The organism is Micromonospora trifolii (genome assembly GCF_022229005.1).
GTDB classification, from domain to species: Bacteria; Actinomycetota; Actinomycetes; order Mycobacteriales; family Micromonosporaceae; genus Micromonospora; species Micromonospora trifolii.
This window is the reverse complement of the sequence record NZ_JAKKFD010000026.1, coordinates 34,092-55,092: the sequence shown is the minus strand read 5'-3', so window position 1 is coordinate 55,092 and position 21,001 is coordinate 34,092. Positions and strand designations below refer to the sequence as shown.

The 21,001-nt window shown below is 71.0% G+C and carries 25 protein-coding genes; 12 read left to right on the top strand and 13 right to left on the bottom strand.

Translation table 11 applies throughout. From position 1 onward, the window contains the following. Positions 1 to 67: 67 nt before the first annotated feature. Positions 68 to 1,522 carry an alkaline phosphatase PhoX gene (locus NIE79_RS17845; RefSeq protein ID WP_238679642.1) on the top strand — a complete coding sequence of 485 codons (1,455 nt, stop codon included), beginning with the start codon at positions 68 to 70 and terminating at the stop codon, positions 1,520 to 1,522. Between the two features lie 61 nt (positions 1,523 to 1,583). Here the strand turns inward: NIE79_RS17845 and NIE79_RS17840 are convergent, their stop codons facing one another. From NIE79_RS17840 to NIE79_RS17830, 3 genes are all read right to left on the bottom strand, one after another. Next, complete coding sequence (locus tag NIE79_RS17840) at positions 1,584 to 2,081, bottom strand: GNAT family N-acetyltransferase (RefSeq protein ID WP_238679641.1); 498 nt, start codon at positions 2,079 to 2,081, stop codon at positions 1,584 to 1,586. A 40-nt stretch (positions 2,082 to 2,121) separates the two neighbouring features. Then, entirely contained in the window at positions 2,122 to 2,538 is a 417-nt protein-coding gene (locus NIE79_RS17835; protein ID WP_238679640.1) for a VOC family protein, read from the bottom strand. A gap of 77 nt (positions 2,539 to 2,615) precedes the next feature. Next, positions 2,616 to 3,137, bottom strand: a complete 522-nt coding sequence (locus NIE79_RS17830) for a CGNR zinc finger domain-containing protein (protein ID WP_238679639.1) — start codon at positions 3,135 to 3,137, stop codon at positions 2,616 to 2,618. Positions 3,138 to 3,292: 155 nt separating this feature from the next. Between NIE79_RS17830 and NIE79_RS17825 the strand changes: the two genes are divergently transcribed. Together NIE79_RS17825 and NIE79_RS17820 are read left to right on the top strand one after the other, a co-directional pair. Further along, positions 3,293 to 3,949, top strand: a complete 657-nt coding sequence (locus tag NIE79_RS17825; RefSeq protein WP_238679638.1) for a pyridoxamine 5'-phosphate oxidase family protein — start codon at positions 3,293 to 3,295, stop codon at positions 3,947 to 3,949. Then, positions 3,946 to 4,701, top strand: coding sequence for an MBL fold metallo-hydrolase (locus NIE79_RS17820; protein WP_238679637.1), 756 nt, complete (start codon positions 3,946 to 3,948; stop codon positions 4,699 to 4,701). Before NIE79_RS17825 ends, NIE79_RS17820 begins: the two co-directional genes overlap by 4 nt. A 90-nt stretch (positions 4,702 to 4,791) precedes the next feature. Here NIE79_RS17820 and NIE79_RS17815 read toward each other — a convergent pair whose 3' ends face one another. From NIE79_RS17815 to NIE79_RS17805, 3 genes are all read right to left on the bottom strand, one after another. Beyond that, entirely contained in the window at positions 4,792 to 5,004 is a 213-nt protein-coding gene (locus tag NIE79_RS17815) for a DUF308 domain-containing protein (RefSeq protein ID WP_238679636.1), read from the bottom strand. 81 nt (positions 5,005 to 5,085) lie between these two features. Further along, complete coding sequence (locus NIE79_RS17810; protein WP_238679635.1) at positions 5,086 to 5,460, bottom strand: cupin domain-containing protein; 375 nt, start codon at positions 5,458 to 5,460, stop codon at positions 5,086 to 5,088. Between the two features lie 180 nt (positions 5,461 to 5,640). Then, a complete protein-coding gene (locus tag NIE79_RS17805; RefSeq protein WP_238679634.1) occupies positions 5,641 to 6,138 on the bottom strand; it encodes a YcxB family protein in 498 nt (165 codons plus the stop codon). A 94-nt stretch (positions 6,139 to 6,232) separates the two neighbouring features. Here NIE79_RS17805 and NIE79_RS17800 point away from each other — a divergent pair, with 94 nt between their 5' ends. From NIE79_RS17800 to NIE79_RS34040, 4 genes are all read left to right on the top strand, one after another. Next, positions 6,233 to 7,192 (top strand): PaaX family transcriptional regulator, encoded by a 960-nt coding sequence (locus tag NIE79_RS17800; protein ID WP_238679633.1) that lies wholly within the window; start codon positions 6,233 to 6,235, stop codon positions 7,190 to 7,192. Between the two features lie 283 nt (positions 7,193 to 7,475). Further along, a complete protein-coding gene (locus tag NIE79_RS17795; protein WP_238679632.1) occupies positions 7,476 to 8,669 on the top strand; it encodes a cellulose binding domain-containing protein in 1,194 nt (397 codons plus the stop codon). 96 nt (positions 8,670 to 8,765) lie between these two features. Beyond that, positions 8,766 to 9,356: a DinB family protein gene (locus tag NIE79_RS17790; RefSeq protein ID WP_238679631.1), complete on the top strand. Its 591-nt coding sequence runs from the start codon at positions 8,766 to 8,768 to the stop codon at positions 9,354 to 9,356. 17 nt (positions 9,357 to 9,373) lie between these two features. Beyond that, a complete protein-coding gene (locus NIE79_RS34040; protein ID WP_238679630.1) occupies positions 9,374 to 10,228 on the top strand; it encodes a DUF4253 domain-containing protein in 855 nt (284 codons plus the stop codon). Positions 10,229 to 10,237: 9 nt separating this feature from the next. Here the strand turns inward: NIE79_RS34040 and NIE79_RS17780 are convergent, their stop codons facing one another. Together NIE79_RS17780 and NIE79_RS17775 are read right to left on the bottom strand one after the other, a co-directional pair. Then, the gene (locus tag NIE79_RS17780; RefSeq protein ID WP_238679629.1) at positions 10,238 to 11,599 is read right to left on the bottom strand and encodes a serine hydrolase domain-containing protein; all 1,362 of its coding nucleotides are present in this window, start codon (positions 11,597 to 11,599) and stop codon (positions 10,238 to 10,240) included. Between the two features lie 42 nt (positions 11,600 to 11,641). Beyond that, complete coding sequence (locus NIE79_RS17775) at positions 11,642 to 12,679, bottom strand: serine hydrolase domain-containing protein (protein ID WP_238679628.1); 1,038 nt, start codon at positions 12,677 to 12,679, stop codon at positions 11,642 to 11,644. A gap of 100 nt (positions 12,680 to 12,779) precedes the next feature. Here NIE79_RS17775 and NIE79_RS17770 point away from each other — a divergent pair, with 100 nt between their 5' ends. Continuing rightward, positions 12,780 to 13,649, top strand: coding sequence for a fructosamine kinase family protein (locus tag NIE79_RS17770; protein WP_238679627.1), 870 nt, complete (start codon positions 12,780 to 12,782; stop codon positions 13,647 to 13,649). Between the two features lie 64 nt (positions 13,650 to 13,713). Beyond that, on the top strand, positions 13,714 to 14,934 hold the full coding sequence (locus tag NIE79_RS17765) for an MFS transporter (RefSeq protein ID WP_238679626.1): 1,221 nt from the start codon (positions 13,714 to 13,716) through the stop codon (positions 14,932 to 14,934). On the opposite strand, the gene NIE79_RS17760 is transcribed toward NIE79_RS17765, so the two are convergent. Beyond that, a complete protein-coding gene (locus tag NIE79_RS17760) occupies positions 14,931 to 16,154 on the bottom strand; it encodes an MFS transporter (protein WP_238679625.1) in 1,224 nt (407 codons plus the stop codon). The genes NIE79_RS17765 and NIE79_RS17760 overlap by 4 nt on opposite strands. Before the next feature lie 72 nt (positions 16,155 to 16,226). On the opposite strand from NIE79_RS17760, the gene NIE79_RS17755 reads away from it, so the two are divergent. After that, a complete protein-coding gene (locus NIE79_RS17755) occupies positions 16,227 to 17,069 on the top strand; it encodes a LysR family transcriptional regulator (protein ID WP_238679624.1) in 843 nt (280 codons plus the stop codon). 28 nt (positions 17,070 to 17,097) lie between these two features. Here NIE79_RS17755 and NIE79_RS17750 read toward each other — a convergent pair whose 3' ends face one another. Continuing rightward, positions 17,098 to 17,553 (bottom strand): hypothetical protein, encoded by a 456-nt coding sequence (locus tag NIE79_RS17750; RefSeq protein WP_238679623.1) that lies wholly within the window; start codon positions 17,551 to 17,553, stop codon positions 17,098 to 17,100. Continuing rightward, on the bottom strand, positions 17,550 to 17,951 hold the full coding sequence (locus NIE79_RS17745) for a DUF6069 family protein (protein WP_238679622.1): 402 nt from the start codon (positions 17,949 to 17,951) through the stop codon (positions 17,550 to 17,552). Before NIE79_RS17745 ends, NIE79_RS17750 begins: the two co-directional genes overlap by 4 nt. Before the next feature lie 131 nt (positions 17,952 to 18,082). On the opposite strand from NIE79_RS17745, the gene NIE79_RS17740 reads away from it, so the two are divergent. Next, complete coding sequence (locus tag NIE79_RS17740) at positions 18,083 to 19,240, top strand: sensor histidine kinase (protein ID WP_238679621.1); 1,158 nt, start codon at positions 18,083 to 18,085, stop codon at positions 19,238 to 19,240. Next, positions 19,228 to 19,890 carry a response regulator gene (locus NIE79_RS17735; protein ID WP_308193189.1) on the top strand — a complete coding sequence of 221 codons (663 nt, stop codon included), beginning with the start codon at positions 19,228 to 19,230 and terminating at the stop codon, positions 19,888 to 19,890. Before NIE79_RS17740 ends, NIE79_RS17735 begins: the two co-directional genes overlap by 13 nt. A 13-nt stretch (positions 19,891 to 19,903) precedes the next feature. Here NIE79_RS17735 and NIE79_RS17730 read toward each other — a convergent pair whose 3' ends face one another. Further along, on the bottom strand, positions 19,904 to 20,377 hold the full coding sequence (locus NIE79_RS17730; RefSeq protein ID WP_238679620.1) for a VTT domain-containing protein: 474 nt from the start codon (positions 20,375 to 20,377) through the stop codon (positions 19,904 to 19,906). After that, positions 20,374 to 20,967: a CDP-alcohol phosphatidyltransferase family protein gene (locus NIE79_RS17725; RefSeq protein WP_238679619.1), complete on the bottom strand. Its 594-nt coding sequence runs from the start codon at positions 20,965 to 20,967 to the stop codon at positions 20,374 to 20,376. Before NIE79_RS17725 ends, NIE79_RS17730 begins: the two co-directional genes overlap by 4 nt. Positions 20,968 to 21,001 lie beyond the last annotated feature (34 nt).

Sequence of the window (21,001 nt, the reverse complement as noted above, 5' to 3'; positions counted from 1 at the left end):
GTCGCTGTCCGCCCGAAGGAGTTGGCTGCCAGTCGTCGCACTACGTCTTGACCAGGAGTTGATCCACGTGCCTTCCTCTCGTCGTACCTTCCTCGCCAGCGGCGCCGCCGCCGGCGTCGGCCTTGCCGTCGCGGGCGGCCTGCCGTCCCTGGCCCAGGCCAGCCCGGCCCGGCCGCACCCGCCGGTGAAGCCCGGCAACGTGCCCTTCCCGCCGCTCGTGGACGACCCCAAGGGAGTTCTGGCCCTGCCCAAGGGCTTCAGCTACACAGTTGTCACCCGGACCGGCGTCACCCGGCTCGACCGCGGCCAGGGCGCCACCCCGTCGGACCATGACGGCATGGCCGTCTACGACGCCGGCCACGGCCGGTACACCCTGATCCAGAACCACGAGATCGACCCGGGCGCCGAGTTCGGCGTGCCGCACGTCAAGGGAACGGTCTACGACGCGGGCGCCGTCGACGCCGGCGGTTGCACAGTCATCAAGACCGACCTCGCGGGCCGCAACCTGGGTGAGTTCGTGGCGCTCTCCGGCACCATCTCCAACTGCGCCGGCGGGCCGACGCCCTGGGGCACCTGGCTCACCTGCGAGGAGACCGAGGACCGGGCCGGCGACAAGTGGGAAGAGGGCGGCCGGTCCGGCGTCTACCAGAAGGACCACGGCTACGTCTTCGAGGTGTGGGCCGACGGCAGCGCCGACCCGAAGCCGATCAAGTGCCTGGGCCGCTACTCCCACGAGGCACTGGCCGTCGACAAGGACCGCACCCGGGTCTACCTCTCCGAGGACGCCGACGAGCCCAACGGCCTCTTCTACCGCTGGACGGCACCACACGGCGTCAAGCTGGGCCCGGGCGTGCTCACCCGCCTCGCCCCGAACGCGGGCGTCCTCGCCGCGATGCAGATCATCATGGATGACGGTTCGGTGCTGCCGGACGTCGCGTACCTGACCTCCGCCCAGCTGGGCCGCCCCTTCCCGGTCCGGTGGATCGAGGTGCCGGACCGCGACGCACGCACCAAGTCGGTACGCGAGCAGTTCGCCGACGGGCAGGTCACCCGGGGACGCAAGTTCGAGGGCGTGTGGGCCACCGACGAGGGCGTGTACGTGGTCAACTCCTACGCCTGGGACGAGGGTGACCTGCCGGCGGACGCGGCGCCGCACGACGGAATGGTCTGGTTCTACAACTACAGGAACCAGACCATCCAGCTGGTGACGTACTTCCCGCACCAGACCGCCTCCGAGGAGGGTGGGCCGGTCAAGTACACCGACCTCACCTTCGACGGCCCGGACAACGTGACAGTCACCCCGTGGGGAAGCCTCGTGCTCGCCGAGGACGGCACTGGCGCCTCGCACGTGCTCAGCACGATTCCGGGCGGGCCCACCTACGCGATCGCCCGCAACCAGCTCAACGACTCGGAGTTCTGCGGGCCGACCTTCAGCGCTGACGGCAAGGTGCTCTTCGTCAACATGCAGGACCCGGGCCTCACCCTGGCCATCACCGGTCCGTGGGAGAAGTACCTGGGCTGAGCAAGCCCACACGTCGGGGGCCAGGCCGAACTCGCCTGGCCCCCGTCAGGTTCGGCCGCGCTCAGGAGACGCGCGGCAACGACAGCCAGTCCTGCCAGGCGATGTCGCGGCCCAGATAGCGGGGCTGGCGGAACGGCCAGTCCGCGGCGATCCACTGCGGCACCAGCGCGTCGACCGCAGCCTCCGCCTCGCTGCCCACCAGGCCGTCCACCACCCACCAGGAGACCTCGCCGTCGGAGCCGGTGCGCTCCGGCGGGTCGATGTAGACGCAGCCGAGGATCGCCGTCTCCCCCTCGTCCAGCAACGCGTAGTTGAACGACTGGTGCGCGGCTATCTCCTTCTCGTGCCGCAGCAGGTCGACGCGATCCTCTTCGTAGGTCATCGTCTCGCTGGGCCACGCCCAGGCCGGGCCAAAGATCTCCCACAGGCGCTCGCGGGAGCCCATCACGGCGGGGTAGTCGAGCGGGGTGTCCGCCTCGCGAATCGGCCGCAGATGCAGCGCGGTATCGGGCACCGGCACGTGGACGGGGTGGACGAACTCATCGGGCAGCCAGGTCATGAGGGCCGAGGCTAGCGCCATCCGGCCGGCGCCCGGCCACCTAGTCGAGACAGAACTCGTTGCCCTCGACGTCCTGCATGTTGAGGCACGACTCGTTCTCGCCGTCGGCGAGCAACAACTGCCCGCGTATCGCGCCGAGCGGGATCAGCCGCGCGCATTCGGCCTCAAGGGCGGCCAGGCGCTCCTCGCCCACGAGCCCGGTGCCGACCCGCACGTCGAGGTGCACCCGGTTCTTGACGACCTTGCCCTCGGGCACCCGCTGGAAGTACAGCCGCGGGCCCACCCCCGACGGGTCACTGCACGCGAACCACGAACCCTGCTCGGAACTGACATCGTCCCAGGAGGCGACCCCCTCCGGGGCCGGTGGCGGGACGTACCCCAACACCTCACACCAGAAACGACCGACGCGCACAGGCTCGGCGCAGTCGAATGTCACTTGGACCTGCTTGACCGACATCCGCTCACCTTATGAGTCGCGCTGCCGCCGCTGTCCTCGTACCCCGGGCGCTAGGGCCAGTTCTTATGAGACAGGCCCTAGGGGGTGACGCGCTGGCGGTGGTAGTGGCGGGCGGCCTTGGCGCGAGCGCCGCAGCCGTCCATCGAGCACCAGCGCCGGGTGCCGTTGCGCGACGTGTCGTAGAAGTACAGGACGCAGGCGGGGTTACCGCAGCGTCGGATGCGGTGGGGTTGCTGGCCCAGCAGGTCCAGGTAGTTGATGGCCGCTCGCCAGGAGGGGAGCCAGCCCGCGTCGACGTCGGGCTGCTCATGCGCGGCTCCCGCACGAAGCGTGTAGCGCGAGGCACCACGGGCGAGGATCGCGTTGACCCCCAGTTCGGCGGCCTCGTCGGGCTGTTCGAGGACGCGGCGCAGCGCCGAACGCGTCTCCCGCAGCGGGGTCTCCACCGCTGCGGGGTCACCCTCCAGGTGGTGTTCGGTGAGCCATCCCCGCAGCCCGTCCGGCTCGTCGAACAGGTCGACCAGGCGACCCCGCTCGACCCACTGGGTGTTGACCAGGTCCAGCGCGAGGGGTTCGCCCACCAGTGGCCGACGTGTCATGCCGCCAACCTTACCACCGTCTGTCGTTTGACAGGTTAGTCATTACGACGTATCTTCTTACCGGTAAAAGTCGTAACGATGGTTAGGTGGGACCCGTCCGCCTGCCGGAGCGCCGGCCCTCACCACCCGGCCCACCCCTGAAAGGGGCGCTCGTCATGCCACACCGCTACCTGCAGGAACTGACCACCGCGTCGGTGGTCGCCGCCCAACAGCGCTACGGCAGCCGGCCCGCCATGCAGCGCATGACCGCCGGGTGGGACACGGATGCGACATTCAGTGACGACGAGGCCGCTTTCATCACCGAACGCGACAGCTTCTACCTCGGCACCGTCGGCGAGAACGGCTGGCCGTACCTGCAACACCGCGGCGGCCCACCCGGCTTCCTGCACGTCCTCGACCCCACCGACGGGCACAGCGTCCTCGGCTGGGCCGACCTGCGCGGCAACCGGCAGTACCTGTCGGTCGGCAACCTCGCCACGTCACCCCGGGTCTCGCTGCTGCTCATGGACTACGCCCACCAACGCCGCCTCAAGATCATCGGCACGGCGCACGTCACCGACGTGCGAGACCCCGGGTTCGAGGAGCTGCTGGGAAGGCTGAGCGTGCCAGGGCCGTCGGGCCGGGTGGAACGGTTGATCACCGTCACGGTGCAGGGCTACGACTGGAACTGCCCCCAACACATCACGCCCCGCTTCACCGAGGCGGAACTCTCCGACGCGCTCGCGCCGGTGCGCGACGAACTCGCCCGCCTGCGCGCCGAAAACCAGGCCCTCCGCGAGCAGGCGAATCAACAACCAGGGAGAACACCATGAACAAGCTGACCGTACGCACCGTCGGCGGCCCCACTGCCGTCCTCGACTACGCGGGCCAACGCGTCGTGCTGGACCCGACCTTCGACGATCCGCGGACGTACCAGAACGGGCCGGTCACCGCCACCAAGTTCACCGGCCCGAGCGCGGCGCCCACGGACCTCGGCCCGGTCGACGTCGTGCTCGTGTCGCACGAACACCACATCGACAATCTCGACATCTCCGGGCGGGAGTACGCGCGCCGGGCCCGACGGGTGCTCACCACCGCGGCGGGGGCGCCGAATCTCGGGCCACTGGCGACCGGCCTGCGGCCCTTCGAGTACGCCGAGGTCGGCGACGTGCGCGTCACCGCGGTTCCGGCGCTGCACGGTTCGCCGGAGATCGGCGTGGTCAACGGCCCGGTGATCGGGTTCGTGCTGGAGGCGACCGGTTGGCCGACCGTCTACGTCAGCGGCGACAACGCCTCGCTGGATGTGGTGGCGGTCGTCGCGGAGCAGTTTCCGGCGATAGAGATCGCGATCCTCAACCTCGGCGCGGCCCAGATCGCGGCGCGCGGCGAGGCGTTCCTCACCCTGACCGCGGAACTGGCGGCGCGGGCGGCAACACTGCTCGGCGTTCGGGCGGTGATCCCGGTCCATCAGGACGGCTGGGCGCACTACACCCAGGGTGCCGACGACGTCGTGCGGGCCTTCGAGACCGCGGGCCTGACGGACGTGCTCGTCGACCTGCGGCCCGGCGACTCGGCGACCGTCTGACCAGAATGCGGACGGCCCGGTGCTGCCCTGGGGTCCGGTCGCCGTGGTCGAGCGCCGCGACGACCACGGCGACCATGAGCCCCGCAGACGTCAGTGCGTGCTGCGCGGCCTCGGTGTCGCCGCCGCGCCCGAGCGCTTGAGCAGGAACGCCCCGCCGACGATGAAGACGACGCCGAGGATGATCCCGACGAGGTTGCCCTGAGCAAGGCTGGAGACGATCCCCAGCACGCCCACGACGATCGCCAGCACACCGAGGATCCGCATCGTGTAGCCACCGACAGCCCTGACCCGTTCGTTCGTCATGGTGTGCCTTCTGCCCGAGGCGCCAATCGCGTAAACGGTGCGGCGTGGATCAGGCCGCTGCCGTCAGCGGCGGCGGTGGTCTCACTCCACCTTGGTGAGAAGTGGTTTCCCCTTCTCGACCACATACGTGGCCAGTTCGACAGCGATACCGTCGCCAACGTTGCGGGCCTGGTGGTGCACACCGTACGGGACCGTGAGCGCGTCGCCGGGATTGCACACCATTGGTGGCTGCCCCTCCAGCCGATATTCGAGTGTCCCCTGAAGGACGCAGATGATTTCCTCGCCGGGGTGGAAATGCTTGAACGGTGGCGAATCCGGCGTGAACTCCACCCGAGTCTGAATGACCTCTCGACCGGGGATGCTGAGGTCGTGCCGTTGCAGGTCGATCCGCCACAGGCCTGGCGCTGACTCCACCGCTGTGGGGCTGATCCCCTCGGGTCGATCCGTGCTGCTCATGACGGCCTCCTGTAAGCCGTCGGGCCGACGGCCACTACTCGGATTGGTGCATCCCCGTCGAGGATAGGTAGCCGCAGACGGTCAGGGGCGGGGATGCCGACACGGAGGGCTCGTCGGTGTTCCGTCGCGACCGACCCGCACGCGGTGGTCCGGTCCCCCGGCGGCCAGCGGCGGCCGACTTCAGTGACGGGGCAGCAGCCCTCGTTCGGTCATGTAGGCGCGCAACGTCTCGGCATCCTCGGCGGACATCAGCCAGCGCGGGATCACTGTCGCCGGCATTCGGCCGACGTACACGACCCAGAAATCTCCGGCATCCCGCACCTGGGCGACCCCGTCCCAGGCGATGCCGCCGGACTCCGAGCCGCTGCGCATCATGATGTTGTCATCGGTGATGTCGTAGGCGCCCTCGACGGCGTAGCTACCGGAGCGACGTCGGGCGCGCGCCAGGACCCACGGCCGGTACAGCATCGACAGCACGCCGGCCACGACCAGTGCGGTCCACAGCGGCGAACTCCGCTCGCCCCACCCGAACCCCCGCGAGACGACGAGACCGATGATCCCGACCGCCGCCAGGACCGCCCCGATGTAGCCGAATCTGCGGAGCCGGGCGTTGCCGAGCGCGGCGGCCACCCGGCCCGGGTAGGCGGGATCGGCGGGGACGTCAAAACGGATGTGCACGCCAGAACGATAGTGCCTCCACCCGCCCCTGACGGCGCCTTGCCCCCGCCCCACCTGACGAGCCGTGAACATCCTGGTGCGGCAGTCTGACGGGGTGAACGCCGACGACGTCCGAGTGCCCCGGGCCCAGGCGGGGTCCAGCCCGCAGCATCTGCTGACGACAGTCCTCGGCGAGTACCTCGACTCCTCGGACGCCGACCTGCCGTCGACGGCGGTCATCGCGATTCTGCGGGAGTTCGGGGTCAGCGAGTCCAGTGCCCGCGCGGCGCTGTCCCGGCTGGTCCGGCGGGGTCTCATCGCCATGCGGAGGAGGGGCCGATCGCCGGTCTACCACCTCACGCCGCAGGCGATCGCCAAGCATCGCTCCCGGATGCGGCACTTCCTGAACTTCGGCTCCCGCCCGGCGCCCTGGACCGGCGAATGGGTGCTGGCGTCCTTCTCCGTTCCGAACGCCGGCCAGGCCTCCCGTCATGCGCTCCGCAGGTCGTTGAGCGCGCTGGGGTTCGTGGGCCTGTACGACAGCGTGTGGATCCGGCCGGGATCCGACGCCGCGCCGGCGCGGGAGGCGCTGCGCGAGCTGCTGCACCACGTCGAGGGTGCCCGATGGTCGGTTCTGCATGCCCGGTTCGACGAGGAGACCGGGCCGCACGGTCCGGCCTCCGCGTACGACCTGACCGGGCTCGCCTCCGCGTACTCCAGCTTCGTCGAGCAGTACGCGGAGCTGCGGGCAGCCGCGCGCGACGGGGAGGTGGACGCGGCCCGGGCGCTGGTGGCTCGGACCTCCGCCATGGATTCCTGGCGGAAGTTCGCCGACCTCGACCCGGACCTCCCCCCGCACCTGCTACCGGAGACCTGGCCTCGCCAGGAGGCCAGGGAGACCTTCCTGGACATCCACACCCTGCTCGGTTCGCTCGCTAAGGCGCGTCTGGTCGAGGTGGCGACTCCGCACTGGCCGGATGCCGCCTCGTGGATCACCCACTTTCAGGCGTCGCGGGATCCCTCTCGGCCGGAGCCGACCGGCGGAAAGCACGGCGGCGGCCCACTCGCCGGCTGACGACGTCGCGGCCGGTCAGAGCCACCAAGACATTGACACTTTTCGTTGCCGCAGTGATAGTAACTGCATACAGCTTCCCATCGGAGCGCCTGTAGGGACCGCGGCCGGGCGGTCGCCGGCGCCGAATGAGCGGGCAGTGGCGACCGAGGGCACGGCCGCCACCCAGACCGCGGCGCGCCCACGTCGACCAGACCCGTGGCCAGCGCTGACCACTCTCGTCGGGGCGCGAGTGACACCACCGCCACCGCAGGGAGCGCCACCGCGACAGTTCCTGGAGGATCCAATGAGAAGGCGAGCAAAGATCTACGCGGGGCTGGTGGCCGCCATCGTCCCGGTCACCTCCGTGATCATGGCGCTCGGCGGGACACCGGCGTCCGCCGCCATCGGCGGTTCCGGCCCCTACCCCGCCGACTACGAAACCTCGGCCACCCTGGCCAACCACACCATCTTCCGGCCGCAGACCCTCCCGTCCGAACGCCTGCCCATCGTCGTGTGGGGCAACGGCGGCTGCTCGGCCAACGGCCTCTCCCAGGGCAACTTCCTCCGCGAGATCGCCTCCCACGGCTTCCTCGCCATCGCCAACGGCGCCCCGAACGGCTCCGGCTCCACCACCTCCCAGATGCTCACCCAGTCCATCGACTGGGCGATCGCCGAGAACTCCCGGCAGGGCAGCAAGTACTTCAACAAGATCGACACGAGCAAGGTCGCCGTCGCGGGCTTCTCCTGCGGAGGTCTGGAGGCGTACGCCGTCTCGAACGACCCGCGCGTCACCACGACCGGCATCTTCAGCAGCGGTCTGCTCAACGACGCTGACGACTACCAGCTCAGGAGGCTGACCAAGCCGATCGCCTACTTCGTCGGCGGGCCCAGCGACATCGCCTACCCGAACGCCATGGACGACTGGGGCAAGCTTCCCGCCGGCCTGCCCGCCTTCATGGGCAACCTGAACGTCGGGCATGGCGGCACCTACGACCAGGCCAACGGCGGCGAGTTCGGCAGGGTGGCGACTCTCTACTTCACGTGGCGCCTGAAGGGCGACACCACCGCCGGTCGCAATTTCGTCGGCGCGGACTGCGGTCTGTGCCGCAGCCAGTGGAGCGTCCAGCAGAAGAACCTGACGCTCGACGACGGCACACCACCTCCCACCACCCCGCCGCCGACGACGCCGCCGCCGACCGGGACCACCGGCTGCACCGCTGTCTACTCCGTCCAGGACCAGTGGAGCGGCGGATTCGTCGCCAACGTCAGCGTCACCGCGGGGACCACGGCGCTGACCGGCTGGCGGGTCACCCTCACCCTGCCGAGCGGCGCGTCGGTCAGCTCGCTCTGGAACGGGGTCAGCAGCGGCAGCAGCGGGACCATCACCGTCGCGAACCAGAGCTACAACGGGCGACTGGCAGCAGGTCAGGCCACCAGTTTCGGCTTCCAGGGCGCCGGTAGCGGCACCGGCGCCACAGCGAGTTGCACCGGAAGCTGACACCCCGGGCAGATCGAGTCGTTCGGCGGGCCGGTGCCCCGGCACCGGCCCGCCGAGGGTGCGCGTGGGCCCGGCGGATAGGGAAGACTGGCGGGCATGGCTGATCCGAGCGATGCGAAGGCCGCGCTGCACGACTACCTCCGGGAGAACCGCGAAGACCTCATCTGGAAGCTCGACGGGCTCAGCGAACGGGAGGTCCGGCTGCCCCGCACGGCGACCGGCAACAACCTGCTGGGTGCGCTCAAGCATTGCCTCAATGTCGAAGCCGGCTACTTCGGGCCCACCTTCGGCCGCGAGTTCCCGACGCCTGACGAGCTGGTCCCCATGGCGGCGTTCGACGAGGACCCGCAGGCAGACTGGTACGCCAGCGAGGACGAGACAAAGGACGGGCTGATCGACCTGTATCGCCGGGTCGGCGCGTTCGCCGACCAGACGATCGACCAGCTACCGCTCGACGCGCCGGGGCAGGTGCCGTGGTGGCGGCCAGGTCGGCAGGACGTGACGCTACAGCGGATCATCATCCACGTGACCTGCGATCTCGCCCGGCACGCCGGGCACGCCGACATCATGCGTGAACAGCACGACACGGCGGTCGGCCTCCGGCGGACCAACAGCAACATCCCCGACGACTACGACTGGCCTGCCTACGTCAGCAAGCTGACGAAGCTGGCCGACCACTTCGGGTGAACGGCAAAGCTGTCGGCGTGCGAGACGACCTCAACCAGATCGAAGCGGCTCTCCTGGGCACGCCACTGGCTGGCCTGCCGATCGGGCACGGCCCATCGGGCACCATCCTCGTCGCCGACGTCGACCCCGACCGTCTGCATGAGGTCTGGCAGGCCGCCGAGGCGCTGGTGCCGGTCATCGGGCGCCGGCCCGTCATGGTCACCGACGACTTCGACGACGCACTGACGATCCGGTCCGAGCCCGAGCAGGGTCCGTCGGAGTCGGAGCTGCGCGCGTTCGTCGAGGCCGCGGCGTCGTCCGACCCCTGGCTGACCTACCGGGACTACAGCGAGGACCAACAGGTCGACGAGGACGAAATCGAGTTCTACGCGCGTGGCACGACCGGCGTCGACCTGACCGCCCTGGTGCCGGACGTGGCGCTGCCGACGCCACTCCCGGTGCTGGAGCGGGCGCTGTACGACAGGCTGCTCGCCGACACCGACCTGCACGCCCAGGTGCTTGGCAACGTGCGGCTCGTGACGCAGACCGACTACTGGTATGCGCCGGACAGCGTCCTGCTCATGTTGCTGCCCACCGGCGACGTCCGCAGCTCGGCATACTGGGTGGACTTCTACGGTGCGCTCACCGAGGAGGATCGGCAGCGGCTCGCCGAGGTGCTGGCGCAGTGGCGGCACCGGTGGGACGCCTGCCTGGTCGCGTCCTGGGGCACCATGCTCCAGTTCCAGGTGGGTCGTCGTCCGACGCCGGGTGACGAGGCGTGGGCCGTTGCCGGCCAGCTCAAGGCGCTCGCCCCGGACCTCGAACTGAGCCAGTGGGAGGTCGCCGTCGCCCTACCGGCGGGTGACGCGTGGTTCGTCCACAACCGACCCTGACGGACCTGACTACTCCGGTTGCCCGGTTGCTGGCCTCGCGGTCTGCGTGACCCCTTCCTGACGCAGTTCGAGGACGTGGGGCTGATCATCGGTCCGGACGAACCGGACCTCCAGATCGAGGTCCGGGTGTCGGTAGCTACCGTCCGGGTCCGCCAGGAGGACGACCGGTTGCTGGGTCGCCGCGGTGAAGGTCAGCTGGCCGTCGGTGACCGCGATGTCGATCGGGTAGTCGTCGCGCAGCACGTAGCGGCCCCTGACGTCGGCAATCGGCACGGCGGTGACTCTGGTGCTGGCGTACCGACGGTCCGCGGCGGCACGGATGCTGACCAGCAGCTCCCAGCCATCCTCGGAGTTGGTCATCGCCGCTACGGCTACGCCGCTGTCGGGCCACACGTAGGAGAAGCAGGTGTAGCCGACGTTCAACCCGGTGTGTCCGAAACGCCGACCTCCGGGACGGTCGTCGAGTTCGGTGCCGAGCCCGTAGCCGCCGCCAGGAATCTGCGGTGTGCGCATCTGGGTGGCCAGGTCGCCGTCGAGCAGCTTCGAACGTCCCGAGACGGCTCGGGCGATGTCGAGGTCGAGCCGGAGCAGGTCGCTCGGGGTGCTCCACAGTCCAGCCGCAGCCAGCTCCGGTTGCGTCCGCCAGCCGCCGGGAATCCGGGTGCCGCCGCCGTGGTGGCCATGTGCCACCCGATCCGGCCGCTGATGCGGAAACCGCTGGTCGAAGCTGCTGTCGGCCATGGCCAGCGGTTCCAGCACCAGAGTTCGCAGGAGGTCCTCGAACGGCGTTCCGGTCGCGTCCACCATCAGCTGCTGGAGCACCGAGTAGTGGCTGCCCGAATACCGGAAGCGGCTACCCGGCAACACTGTCGGCCGGACCGGTGGCGTGGTCGTCGCGCCGCTGCCTTCCAGGACCTGCACCAGCGACGGGGCGCGATCCGCGGCGTAGCCGCGGTACCAGGTGTCGGAGAGCCCGGCAGTGTGCGCCAGCAGCTGTCGTACCGTGATGTCCTGGTGGTCTTCGCGGCCGGGTAGGTGCCATGTGGTGAGGTACTCGCCGATGTCGGCGTCGAGGTCCAGGACACCGGCCTGGACCAGCAGCAGGGCTCCGAACGCCGCGACATGCTTACTGATCGAACAGGCCGCGAAGGCGGTGCTCGCGGTCACCGGAGTCGACGTCCCGCCCGCCGTTACGCCGAACCCCGTCGCCCACACCTGCCCGCTCACGTCGCCGACGGCGAGGCTGACCCCCGGCACGTCGTAGCTGCTCATCAGCTCGGGCAACGCCGCGGTGTCCGGTGATAGCCGCCCGGACGACACCTGCCGGTCAAGCTCGCCCAACAGCGAGACCCAGTCCTGAGACAAATCCACGACGTCGATTCTCGACAGCGCCTACCGGTGGATCAACTCTGGTCAACCGGTGAGGCTCGTGACGGTACGAGAAACCTCCCGGATCAGGTCGAGCGGTTCCTCGGTCCAGTGGGAGGCGAGGACGAGCTCCCGGGCCGGGTCGACCCACAGCAGGTGTCGTCCGCCGTTGCCCCGGGCGCTGCGGCCGGTCACCGGGGCTCCGGGCCACGGCACCTGCTCATCGTTGAGCCACCACAGATAGCCGTACTCCCGTTTGACCGGGCACGGGGCCCAGGACTGGTCGACCCATTCGGCGCTGAGCAGCCGCGTCCCCGCATGGATCCCCCGGTCCAGGAAGAGCTGCCCGATCAGGGCCAGGTCCCGGGCCGGGACGATCAGTCCCCCGCCCCAGTGCGCGCCGCCGGAGACCACCTCGACCCGGCGGCCGTCGAGGTCGACGACGCTCGTCCGGTACCCGTGCCACGACCACCGGTCGGAGGCACCCAGCGGGTCCATGACCCGCTCCCGCAGCAGCTCCGGCAGCGACCGGCGAAACAGCAGCGTCAGCGCGTACGCGAGCAGGTTCATCCGCACGTCGTTGTACGCCCACCCCTGGCCCGGGGGCGTGCCGTGCACCTCGGTCCGTTCCCGGAAGCTCTGCGCGTCGACGCTCGTCGGCTTGCCCCACAGCTCGCCCTCCCACTGGCTCGACTGCTGCAACAGATGACGCCAGGTGATCTGCTCGTTGTGCGGCCCCCGGAACTCGGGGACGTCGACGGCCTGGTGCACCGGTTGGTCCGGCACCAACAACCCGTCGTCGAAGGCCAGGCCGGCCACCACCGCCACGACCGACTTGGTGACGCTGAACGCCATCTCCGGGACGTCCGGGTCGCCCCAGGCCGCTACCTCCCGACCTCCGACCCGGACAACACCACTGGCCCCACTGGCGGCGAGCAGCGGGCCGACCACCTCACGGTGGCTCACGTCGGAGACCTGGGCGGCCAGGTAGGTCTCGATGTCGGCGGCGTCTCTGGTCCACCGGGCACCGAACTCCCGGACGGTCCGCTCCAGCCGCTGCTGATCCACCGACACGTGACCCATGCCCAGCAGTGTCCAACACCCCGCCACCGGCAGGGCAGGAAGTGATCGGCCACATAGGATCTCCGCGGCCCTCGTACGCCGGACCTGAGGAGCGTCCCGGATGACCCTGCTGGAGCGTCTGCACCTGGCCGGCATGCGTGAGGTCGTCGCGGTGCAGCCGGTGACCGGCGGGCTCGCGGCGCTGGCGGGCATCGCCACCCGCCGGGATGCCCCAGCGCTGTTCGTCAAGGGCTTCGCCGACCCGCCGGCCGACGACGTCTTCGTCGCCGAGGCCGCAGGGCTGGCCGCCCTGCGCGAGCTCGGCGGTGTGGCGACACCCGAGGTGATCCTGGCGGATCGGGACGTCCTGGTGCTGTCGGTGTTGCGGGAGAGGCCGCGCAGCGAGGCCTTCTGGGAGCAGTTCGCACACCTGCTGGCCCGCCTGCACCTGGGCACCACCCATCCCCGCTTCGGCTGGCACCACGACAACTGGCTGGGCCGCCGCCGCCAGGTCAACACGTGGAACGACGACGGCTTCGCCTTCTTCGCGGAGCACCGGCTGCTGCGTTGGCTGCACGAACCCCGCGTCGAGGCGGCGCTCGACGCGGACGACCGTTCGGCGTTGGAACGGCTCTGCGACCGGCTGCCCGAGCTGCTGCCGGAGCGTCCGGCGTGTCTGACGCACGGCGACCTGTGGGCACAGAACATCCTGGCCACCGCGGACGGAGCGCCGGCGCTGATCGACCCGGCCGTGTCGTACGTGTGGGCCGAGGTCGACCTCGCGCACGTCTGGTCCACCTCGCCCCCACCCGAGGCACGACGGATGTTCGAGGTCTATGCGGAGCTGACCTCGCTCGACGCCGGCTGGGAGGCCCGGATGCCGGTCATCCAGCTGCGACAACACCTCGCCGTGCTGGCCCAGTTCGACGACGACTGGGGCGCAGCCGATCAGATTCGCGCCGTCCTGGCCCCGTTCCGGACGCGATCCTGACCACAAGCGTGGAGTGGGGGTCGGGCCCTCCATTACGGTGACCCCCTGGAATGGGGGGTGGGCCATGGCACCGGAGGTGTCGCCGCGAAGGGCCAGGGCCGTGCTCGTCACGCTCTCCCTCGCCGCTTTCGCGTTCATCACGACCGAGTTGCTGCCAGTCGGTCTGCTGACCCGCATCGCACCGGATCTGGACCGGTCCCGCTCACAGGTGGGCCTCCTGGTCAGTGGGTACGCCGTGGTGGTGGTGGTGGCGTCCGTGCCGCTGACCCGACTGACCCAGCGGGTCCCCCGGCGGCACCTGCTCGGCGTCACGATGCTCCTGTTCGCCGCAGCGAACGCCGCCGCCGCGCTCGCGCAGACGTACGCCGTGCTGGCCGGCACCCGCCTGGTGACCGCCCTCGCCCAGGCGCTGTTCTGGTCCGTCGCCACGGCGACGGTGATCGGGCCGTTCCCGGTCGCCGTGCGCGGCCGGGCGGTGGCGCTGTTCGGGACCGGGGCGACGCTCGCCCCGGTGCTCGGCGTACCCCTCGGCACCTGGCTCGGGCAGCAGGCCGGCTGGCGCGCGGCGTTCGCGGTGCTGGCCGGAATCGGTGTGGCGATCGCCGCCGCGGTGCTCCTCCTCCTCCCCTCCTATCCCCCGGCCGCCGGCGGCGCCGCCCGGGGCAGCGCACCGGACGGGCGGCGCTTCGCCGTCCTGCTGATCGCCACCGCCCTCGGCATCGGCGGCTTCATGACCCTGCAGACCTACGTGACACCGTTCCTGCTCGACGTCAGCGGCTTCGCCGACGCGGTGCTGGCGCCGCTGCTGTTCGTCTCCGGCGCGGCGGGCGTCGTCGGGACCCTGGTCGCGGCCCGGACTCTGGACACCCGACCGATCGCCTCGCTGCTGACGCCGCTGGCCATCGGCACAGGCTCGCTGCTCGGGCTGTACGCGCTCGGCGCGCTCAAACCGGGTGTGGTCGCGCTTCTCGCCGGGATCGGCCTCGCGTACGCGGCGTTCGGCTCCGCCGTGCAGAACCGGATGCTGCACCTCGCCCCGGGCAGCACCGACATCGCGTCGGCCGGGGTCAGCACCGCCTTCAACGCCGGCATCGCCGGCGGATCACTGCTCGGCGGCGCCCTCCTGCCCTCCTCGGGGGCGCGCCCGCTGGCGCTCGCGGGCGGGCTGCTGATGCTGGCCGCGCTCACGCTGCTCGCGGTTGACGCGCGTCGCGGCCGCGCCGTCGGGCCGGAGCCGACCGCCGCTCGTCCCTCCACCAGTTCGGCAGCCACCCCGGCCGCCTAGGGCCGTTTCGAAAGTGTTGGCCGGCCTGCGCCGGGCTCAGGCATCGTCCGGCGGCGCTGTCGCGCGGGCGAGCGGCGGGACAGCAGGTATCCGGTCCCCGCGGCGGTGAGGCCGGCAAGGCCCGCCGCCACGAAACCGCCCGCCGGTACGGAGAGGTCGATCGCCACACCGACGAGCGGGGATCCGAGCGCGAAACCGGCGCTCTGCGCGGACGATTGCAGACCCGTCACCTCGCCGCGCACACCGGGCGGCGCCAGGCGGCTCACCGCATCGGCCACGGTGCCGAGGGTCGGCGCGGTAAGTAGTCCGCTGCCGACGATGGCCACACACAACCACCGCCAGTCGTGGGCCAGCCCGGCGGGAATCGTCACGAGCCCGAGGAGGGCGAGCAGCAGCCAGGTGGGCAGTGGCCGAGTCAGCGCGCCGTAGACCAGCCCGCCGATGACCGACGACACGCCGAACACCACGACGACCACGGCGGCCCAGGACACCTGACCTGCCTCCCGCAGTGTGGCGACGATGGCGAGGTCGACGCCGCTGAGCAGCGTCGTCGTCCCGAACGCCATCGTCAGCGCGGCGATCATCCTGGCGTCCAGCCACTGCCGGCGTGGGGGTCGTTCGGCCGCGACGGCGTCCGTCTCGTCCTGGGCGTGCATCGGTGGGTTGAGCAGGGCGATTCCGACGCCGCCGGCCAGGATCGCGGCGCCGACCCCCCATGCCACCACGTCGGGGGACACCGTCGAGGCGCCCAGGATCACCACCGCCGGCCCCACGATGTACGACAGTTCGCCCTGCACCGATTCCAGCGCGAACGCGGCCCGGCGCTGCTGCGCCGTCGTCATCGCGGCGATCGCCTGTCTGCTCACCGCCTGGGCCGGCACCATCAGCAGGCCCGCGACGAAGCTGGCGACCAGCAGCAACCCGTACGGCAGGACCGGCACGCCCAGCCAGAACACGACCTGCGCGGTGACTGTCACCAGCAGGACGAGACGCAGGCCCCGCGAGTCGATCATGCGGCCGAGCAGCGGGCCGCCCAGCGCCACTCCGGCGGTCAGGGCCGCCGCCACCCCACCGGCTGCCGCATAGCTCAGCTCCAGGCCGAGGACGACGAAGAGGGTCAGCGCCATCACATCGGCCGTTATCGCGGTGCGGGCGAGCAACGAGACGCCCAGCAGCGGTGCCATCCCTGGCACGGCGAGCACCTGCCGGTAGCTGGTCACCCGGTTGACGCTAGTTCCGCTCGCATGCCATAAGAAGACGTCATCTTGTTGAGGTTGGCATAATGACTGCTTATGGCCAGGGACCTGGAGAGCACCCTGCTGCGGTCGTTCGTCGCCGCCGTGCGAGAGGGCAGCATCAGCCGTGCCGCCACCGCGCTCGGGCAGACCCAGCCCGGTCTCAGCCAGCAGCTACGCAGGCTCGAAAGCGTCGTCGGCCGCCCGCTGCTGCACCGGTCGTCGTCCGGTGTCTCGCCGACGCGGGCGGGCGAAGAACTCCTGCCCTACGCCGAACGCATCCTCTCGCTCTCCGCACAGGCGCTCGCCGAAACCGGACGCGCGCTCACCGGCCACTGTGGCGTCGGGCTGCTCGAAGACCTCGCCGCGGCCCATCTTCCGCAGGCACTCGCCGACCTCGCCCGGCTGCATCCCGGCGCGACGCTGGAGGTGCTCAGCTGCTCCAACGCCGCCATGCGGGAGGCCTACGACGCGGGCCGTGTCCAACTCGTGCTCGACGCGGTACCGGACATTCCCGGGCCGCCGCGCTGGACGGTGCGTGCCCCGCTGGTCTGGGCGACCGGGCAGGGTGTGGATGTGAGCGCCGACCCGCTGCCGGTGGTGCTCTTCTCCAACCCCTGCTCCTGGCGTACGTCGGTGCTGGACGCGCTGGAGCGTGCCGGTCGGCGTTGGCGGGTGGCCTTCGAGAGCAACAGCCTCGTAGGGGTGCTCGCTGCGGTTCGGGCCGGGCTCGGTGTCGCGGCGCTCATGCCCGCGAACCTCGAGCCGGTCATGATCTGCCGCGACACGGATGCCCTGCCCGTCCTGCCGGACGTCGAGTTCGGTCTTGCCCGGCACCCCCGGACCGATGGTGATCCGCTGATCGACGCCGTGGAGACGGTGCTCCGTCGCATCGTCTGAGCACGCGCCCTCGCCGCCCGGCCGGCGGTCACCCACTCGCCGCGCTGACGACCGCCATCATGATGAGGGTGCGTCGCCGCCGCTGACTCATCAGCGCGAAACAGGCGGTGAGCACCACCAACTCCAGCTCGGCCCACTCGCCGGTGACGTCGACACGGATCGGACCGCCGCGTCGGCCGGGAAGGCGCACCGCGAGGCGGTGTCCGTCGCGTACCAGCTCACCGCCGCAGCGACCGGGCGCCCAGCGGGCGACCCCGCCAGGCCCCGGCACGTGCGACCGGCCCGGGTCGAGCCGCACCGGCACGCCGTGCTCGCCTCTGGAGGTGAACCCGATGCGTCGACGGTCGGTCGGTGCGACAGTCCAGCGGCCGGTGCCAGTGCGGATCTCGCCGCACCGCCAGGTCCAGCCGGTCCGCAGCGAAGCGCGCGCCCCGGACTCGAGGACGAATGCTCCGTCCTGCTTGCGAACTGTCAGCGTGGTCATCGGCTCGCCCCTGCCGGGCGCGACCGGGGCAGGCCGAGGATGAGGATGACGCCGACGCTCAGGTGCAACAGCGCGAGGGTCGCCTTCGCTCCCCCGCCGACGCCACTCGGTGGCCCGAGCACCAGCGACAGCAGCAGGACGGCCACAGCGATCGAGGTCCACCAGACGCGGGAGCGGTCGGTGCGGCGTTCCAGCACCGCGAGCAGCGCCCAGCCGGCCAGTGCCGCGACCGCGGTGGCCACGATGACCGATGCCACAGTGACCTGGCGGGTCGAGTTTGCCGACCTGACCGCCAGGTCGACGCCGGCCGCCGAGTGCAGGAGCGCGAACTCGGTCACCGCCACCACAATCGCGCCGGCCGTCACCGCGGCCCGTCCCAGGAGAAGGTTGTTCGTCATGGCCTGAGTCTGTGGACCGGGCCGGGCCGGGCGCGTCGGTCCAGACGCCGCGGCGGGTACGTCCGCTGGCTGCTCGGCGTACTACCAAAGGAGGTGGTCCGGCCGGCCGCGAGCCCAGTAGCGTGCGCGGTGTGAATGCGGCGACGTGCGAGGTCGAGCCGCCGCGGACGTGGCGTTCCGTGGTGGTCGTGACGACAGTGGCGATCGGCGTCCTCGTCGCGACCATGCTGTGGTCGGCCACCCGGTCCAGCTCCGCCGGCCTGGTCGGCGTCGATGTCGCACTGGCGGTGGCGGCCCTGGCCCTCGTTCCGGTGGCCATCCGCCGTCCGCGGATCGGTGGCGTGCTGGCCGGCGTGCTCGTCGCGCTGTCTCCGGTGGCCACGCCGGTGGCCAGCTTCGCGGTGCTGTTCATCGCCCGCAACCGACCGTTTCGGCAGGCGGCGGCGGTGGCGGTGGTCGGCGTGGCGGGTGAGGCGGTGCAGGCGTTCTGGCGGCCGGTGCCCAGCCTGCCGTACGGGTGGCGGCTGGTGTTGATGACGGTCGCCTACGCGGCCCTGCTCGGCTGGGGCACCTGGGCGCAGGCCCGGAGCGCCCTGCTGGCGGCGCTGCGGGACCGGGCCCGGCGGGCCGAGCAGGAGCAGGAACGACGGGTCGACGAGGCGCGGGCGGCGGAGCGCAACCGGATCGCGCGGGAGATGCACGACGTGCTGGCCCACCGGCTGTCCCTGCTGGCGGCGGCCGCCGGGGCGATGGAGTACCGGCCGGACGCGCCGCCCGAGCGGCTCAGCGCCGCCGCCGGGGTGATCCGGGCCAGCGCCCACCACGCCCTCGACGAGCTGCGCGAGGTCATCACCCTGCTGCGCAGCGCCGACGCCGAGTCGCCGACCGACGCACCCCCCGGGCAGACCCTCGCCGACCTGCCGCGCCTGGTCGACGAGGCGCGGGCCGCCGGGCAACAGATCGAGGTCGACGACCCACTCGGCCCGCCGGTCGAAATTCCCCCGACGGTCGGCCGCACCGCGTACCGGATCGCGCAGGAGGCGCTGACCAACGCCCGCAAACACGCCGCCGGCCAGCCGGTCCGGCTGGTGCTCGGCGGCGCGCCCGGCTCCGGCCTGAGCATCGCTGTGAGCAACCCGACCACGCCCGACAGCGGTGCCACAGGTAACGCCGGTACCGGCCTGATCGGCCTCGCCGAACGGGCTGCGCTCACCGGCGGTCGGGTCGCCCACCACGTCGACGCCGCGGGCCGGTTCCACCTCACCGCGTGGCTGCCGTGGCCGACGTGACGGGTCCGATCCGGGTCGTCATCGTCGACGACGATCCCCTCGTACGGGGAATGCTCACGCTGATGCTCGACGGCGCCGACGGGATCGTCGTGGTGGGCGAGGCCGCCGACGGCGCCGCAGCGATCACGGCGGTGGACCGGCACCTGCCGGACGTGGTGCTGATGGACATCAGGATGCCCGGGGTCAACGGCATCACCGCGACCGAGCGCCTGCGCCGCCGCCACCGGCCACCCGAGATCATCGTGCTCACCACGTTCGACACCGACGAGCACGTGGTGCGAGCGCTCCGCGCCGGTGCGAACGGCTTCCTGCTCAAGGACACCCCGCCCGAGCAGATCAGCCAGGCGGTCCGCGCTGTCGCGGCCGGCAACCCGATGCTGTCTCCGGGCGTGACGCGCCGCCTGATGCAGCGGGTCGCGTCGGGGGCCGAGTCCTACGAGCAGGCGCACGAGCGGCTGGCAGTGCTCACGCCCCGGGAACGCGACGTCGTGCTGGCCATCGCGCAGGGCCGCTCCAACGCCGAGATCGCCAGCGAGCTGCTGATGAGCGTGACGACGGTGAAGGCCCACGTCTCGCACATCCTGACCAAGCTGGATCTCGACAACCGTACCCAGGTCGCCCTGCTCGCCCACGACGGCCGGCTCCTCTGACGGAGAGCCGGGGTCAGGCCAGCACCGCTGGCAGGACGAGGAGTGCGAAACGGATCACCCTCCCGGACAGGCAGGCGACGGCGAACTCCCAGCGTCGAAGGCCCGCGGTGCCGGCGGCGAGACTGACGACTGCCAACGGTGGAACCCCGACCGCGGCGGAGGCCAGCACTGTCGGTAGGGCGGTGCGGCGGCGGGAGAGCCAGCGTCGGATCGGCTCGGTCCACCGTGCGGCCCGAGCCGCCGCGCGACCTGACTTTCCCCGTTTCGCGACCTTCCGGGCCAGTCGCCCCGATCCGCGACGCGCCGACTCGAACAGCAGCAGCTTGCCGGCTGTCTGCCCGAGTGCCAGGGCGACCACGACGGCGACGAGGGCGTGGCCGCCGCGATGCCCGGCGACCACCGCGAAGGCCTCGGCGTTGACGATCGGGACGAGCGCCGAGGCGACACCGTAGCCGAGCGCCACCGCTGCCTCGGCGAGGCTGCTCACGCCCGACCGTCCCGTTCGAGCAGCCGGACCACAGCTGCGACCGACCACAGCTTGACGGCGACGACGGCGACGGCGACGCCCAGCGCGAGCAGGTACTGCCCGAAGGCGATGGCGCCGATGACGCCGGCGGTGTTGGCGACCTTGGCCACTGGCGACCAGTTCCACGCCCACACCCGCCGGTCGACCAGGTGGAAGTAGTTGGGACTGAGCACCGGCCAGCACAGGAACGCCAGCGACAGCATGGTGTCCAGCACCAGGAACGAGAGCAGGAAGACCACTGCCACGACCGCGACGTCCGGCACGAGGGAGACCAGGCCCACGCAGAGTACGGCGGTGCACGCGCGGTCGCTCACGATGTCGAAGACGGCCCCGGCCCGGGTTTCCTGTCCGAGCCGGCGGGCGGCCCAGCCGTCGAGCACGTCACCGAGCCAGTAGATACCGTACGATACCGCCATCAATGCCACCGAACCGGAGACGAGGGCCACGATACCGACGGTCACAGCGGCGACCGTGCGAACGGCGGTGATGTAGTTGGGAACCGTACGAAGCGGGCCGACGGTGATGGCGGCGCGGGAGTCGACGAGAGTCACCTCCGCAGAGTCGTCCGGTGAGCGTTTTCACGGA

Excerpts from the sequence above, each read along its gene's own strand:
- NIE79_RS17770 (WP_238679627.1), top strand. The coding sequence starts at position 12,780 with ATGACCCTGCTGGAGCGTCTGCACCTGGCCGGCATGCGTGAGGTCGTC.
- NIE79_RS17820 (WP_238679637.1), top strand. The coding sequence starts at position 3,946 with ATGAACAAGCTGACCGTACGCACCGTCGGCGGCCCCACTGCCGTCCTC.
- NIE79_RS17825 (WP_238679638.1), top strand. The coding sequence starts at position 3,293 with ATGCCACACCGCTACCTGCAGGAACTGACCACCGCGTCGGTGGTCGCC.
- NIE79_RS17775 (WP_238679628.1), bottom strand. The coding sequence starts at position 12,679 with ATGGGTCACGTGTCGGTGGATCAGCAGCGGCTGGAGCGGACCGTCCGG.
- NIE79_RS17765 (WP_238679626.1), top strand. The coding sequence starts at position 13,714 with ATGGCACCGGAGGTGTCGCCGCGAAGGGCCAGGGCCGTGCTCGTCACG.
- NIE79_RS17795 (WP_238679632.1), top strand. The coding sequence starts at position 7,476 with ATGAGAAGGCGAGCAAAGATCTACGCGGGGCTGGTGGCCGCCATCGTC.
- NIE79_RS17750 (WP_238679623.1), bottom strand. The coding sequence starts at position 17,553 with ATGACCACGCTGACAGTTCGCAAGCAGGACGGAGCATTCGTCCTCGAG.
- NIE79_RS17830 (WP_238679639.1), bottom strand. The coding sequence starts at position 3,137 with ATGACACGTCGGCCACTGGTGGGCGAACCCCTCGCGCTGGACCTGGTC.
- NIE79_RS17835 (WP_238679640.1), bottom strand. The coding sequence starts at position 2,538 with ATGTCGGTCAAGCAGGTCCAAGTGACATTCGACTGCGCCGAGCCTGTG.
- NIE79_RS17810 (WP_238679635.1), bottom strand. The coding sequence starts at position 5,460 with ATGAGCAGCACGGATCGACCCGAGGGGATCAGCCCCACAGCGGTGGAG.
- NIE79_RS17755 (WP_238679624.1), top strand. The coding sequence starts at position 16,227 with ATGGCCAGGGACCTGGAGAGCACCCTGCTGCGGTCGTTCGTCGCCGCC.
- NIE79_RS17840 (WP_238679641.1), bottom strand. The coding sequence starts at position 2,081 with ATGACCTGGCTGCCCGATGAGTTCGTCCACCCCGTCCACGTGCCGGTG.
- NIE79_RS17745 (WP_238679622.1), bottom strand. The coding sequence starts at position 17,951 with ATGACGAACAACCTTCTCCTGGGACGGGCCGCGGTGACGGCCGGCGCG.
- NIE79_RS17790 (WP_238679631.1), top strand. The coding sequence starts at position 8,766 with ATGGCTGATCCGAGCGATGCGAAGGCCGCGCTGCACGACTACCTCCGG.
- NIE79_RS17815 (WP_238679636.1), bottom strand. The coding sequence starts at position 5,004 with ATGACGAACGAACGGGTCAGGGCTGTCGGTGGCTACACGATGCGGATC.